The 2,500-nt window shown below is 51.5% G+C and carries 1 rRNA gene (running past one end of the window); it reads right to left on the bottom strand.

The window, feature by feature from the left end:
- A 23S ribosomal RNA gene (locus MKX73_RS07515) occupies positions 1-2,487 on the bottom strand; it reaches 442 nt to the left of the window's first position.
- Between the last annotated feature and the right edge of the window lie 13 nt (positions 2,488-2,500).

The raw sequence follows: 2,500 nt of genomic DNA, 5'->3' as shown, positions 1-2,500 counted from the left end.
AGCCTGTTATCCCCGGGGTAGCTTTTATCCGTTGAGCGATGGCCCTTCCATGCGGAACCACCGGATCACTAAGCCCGTCTTTCGACCCTGCTCGACTTGTAGGTCTCGCAGTCAAGCTCCCTTATGCCTTTACACTCTACGAATGATTTCCAACCATTCTGAGGGAACCTTTGGGCGCCTCCGTTACTCTTTAGGAGGCGACCGCCCCAGTCAAACTGTCCGCCTGACACTGTCTCCTACCCCGCTAAGGGGCATGGGTTAGAAGTTCAATACAACCAGGGTAGTATCCCACCGACGCCTCCTTCGAAGCTGGCGCTCCGAGATCTCTGGCTCCTACCTATCCTGTACAAGTTGTACCAAAATTCAATATCAGGCTACAGTAAAGCTCCACGGGGTCTTTCCGTCCTGTCGCGGGTAACCTGCATCTTCACAGGTACTATAATTTCACCGAGTCTCTCGTTGAGACAGTGCCCAGATCGTTACGCCTTTCGTGCGGGTCGGAACTTACCCGACAAGGAATTTCGCTACCTTAGGACCGTTATAGTTACGGCCGCCGTTTACTGGGGCTTCAATTCACAGCTTCGCTTGCGCTAACCGCTCCTCTTAACCTTCCAGCACCGGGCAGGCGTCAGCCCCTATACGTCACCTTACGGTTTTGCAGAGACCTGTGTTTTTGCTAAACAGTCGCCTGGGCCTATTCACTGCGGCTTCTCTAGGCTATGCACCCAAAGAAGCACCCCTTCTCCCGAAGTTACGGGGTCATTTTGCCGAGTTCCTTAACGAGAGTTCTCTCGCACACCTTAGGATTCTCTCCTCGACTACCTGTGTCGGTTTGCGGTACGGGCACCTCTCACCTCGATAGAGGCTTTTCTTGGCAGTGTGAAATCAGGAACTTCGCTCATACGAGCTCGTCATCACAGCTCAACGTTATAGTATGCGGATTTGCCTACATACACGCCTTACTGCTTGAACACGCGCAACCAACGGCGTGCTTACCCTATCCTACTGCGTCCCCCCATTTCTCAAACGGTGAGGAGGTGGTACAGGAATATCAACCTGTTGTCCATCGCCTACGCCTATCGGCCTCGGCTTAGGTCCCGACTAACCCTGAGCGGACGAGCCTTCCTCAGGAAACCTTAGTCATACGGTGCATGGGATTCTCACCCATGTTTCGCTACTCATACCGGCATTCTCACTTCTAACCGCTCCACCAGTCCTTCCGGTCTGACTTCAACGCTGTTAGAACGCTCTCCTACCACGCATACTCAAAGTATGCATCCACAGCTTCGGTGAATCGTTTAGCCCCGATACATTTTCGGCGCAGCGTCACTCGACCAGTGAGCTATTACGCACTCTTTAAATGATGGCTGCTTCTAAGCCAACATCCTGGTTGTCTAAGCAACGCCACATCCTTTTCCACTTAACGATTACTTGGGGACCTTAGCTGGTGGTCTGGGCTGTTTCCCTCTTGACTACGGATCTTATCACTCGCAGTCTGACTCCCGTGTATAAATATCCGGCATTCGGAGTTTGTCTGAATTCGGTAAAGCGAGATGCCCCCCTAGTCCAAACAGTGCTCTACCTCCGGTATTCTCAATCACGAGGCTAGCCCTAAAGCTATTTCGGAGAGAACCAGCTATCTCCAGGTTCGATTGGAATTTCTCCGCTACCCACACCTCATCCCCGCACTTTTCAACGTGCGTGGGTTCGGGCCTCCAGTGAGTGTTACCTCACCTTCACCCTGGACATGGGTAGATCACCTGGTTTCGGGTCTACGACCACGTACTAATTCGCCCTATTCAGACTCGCTTTCGCTGCGGCTCCGTCTTCTCAACTTAACCTCGCACGTAATCGTAACTCGCCGGTTCATTCTACAAAAGGCACGCTATCACCCATTAACGGGCTCTAACTACTTGTAGGCACACGGTTTCAGGATCTATTTCACTCCCCTTCCGGGGTGCTTTTCACCTTTCCCTCACGGTACTGGTTCACTATCGGTCACTAGGTAGTATTTAGCCTTGGGAGATGGTCCTCCCGGATTCCGACGGAATTTCACGTGTTCCGCCGTACTCAGGATCCACTCTGGAGGGAATGAACTTTTGACTACAGGGCTTTTACCTCGTTTCGCGGACCTTTCCAAGTCGCTTCGTCTAGTTCATTCTTTTGTAACTCCGTATAGAGTGTCCTACAACCCCAAAGAGCAAGCTCTTTGGTTTGGGCTCTTCCCGTTTCGCTCGCCGCTACTCAGGGAATCGAATTTTCTTTCTGTTCCTGCAGGTACTTAGATGTTTCAGTTCTCTGCGTCTGTCTTCAACACGCTATGAATTCACGTGAAGATACTATCCGATTAAAGATAGTGGGTTCCCCCATTCGGAAATCCCCGGATCAAAGCTTACTTACAGCTCCCCGAGGCATATCGGTGTTAGTGCCGTCCTTCATCGACTCCTAGTGCCAAGGCATCCACCGTGCGCCCTTATTAACTTAACCAAAAGTTAATACT

The sequence above is a fragment of the Solibacillus sp. FSL W7-1436 genome, from assembly GCF_038007305.1.
Taxonomy (GTDB): domain Bacteria; phylum Bacillota; class Bacilli; order Bacillales_A; family Planococcaceae; genus Solibacillus.
This window is presented reverse-complemented; position numbering and strand designations above follow the sequence as displayed.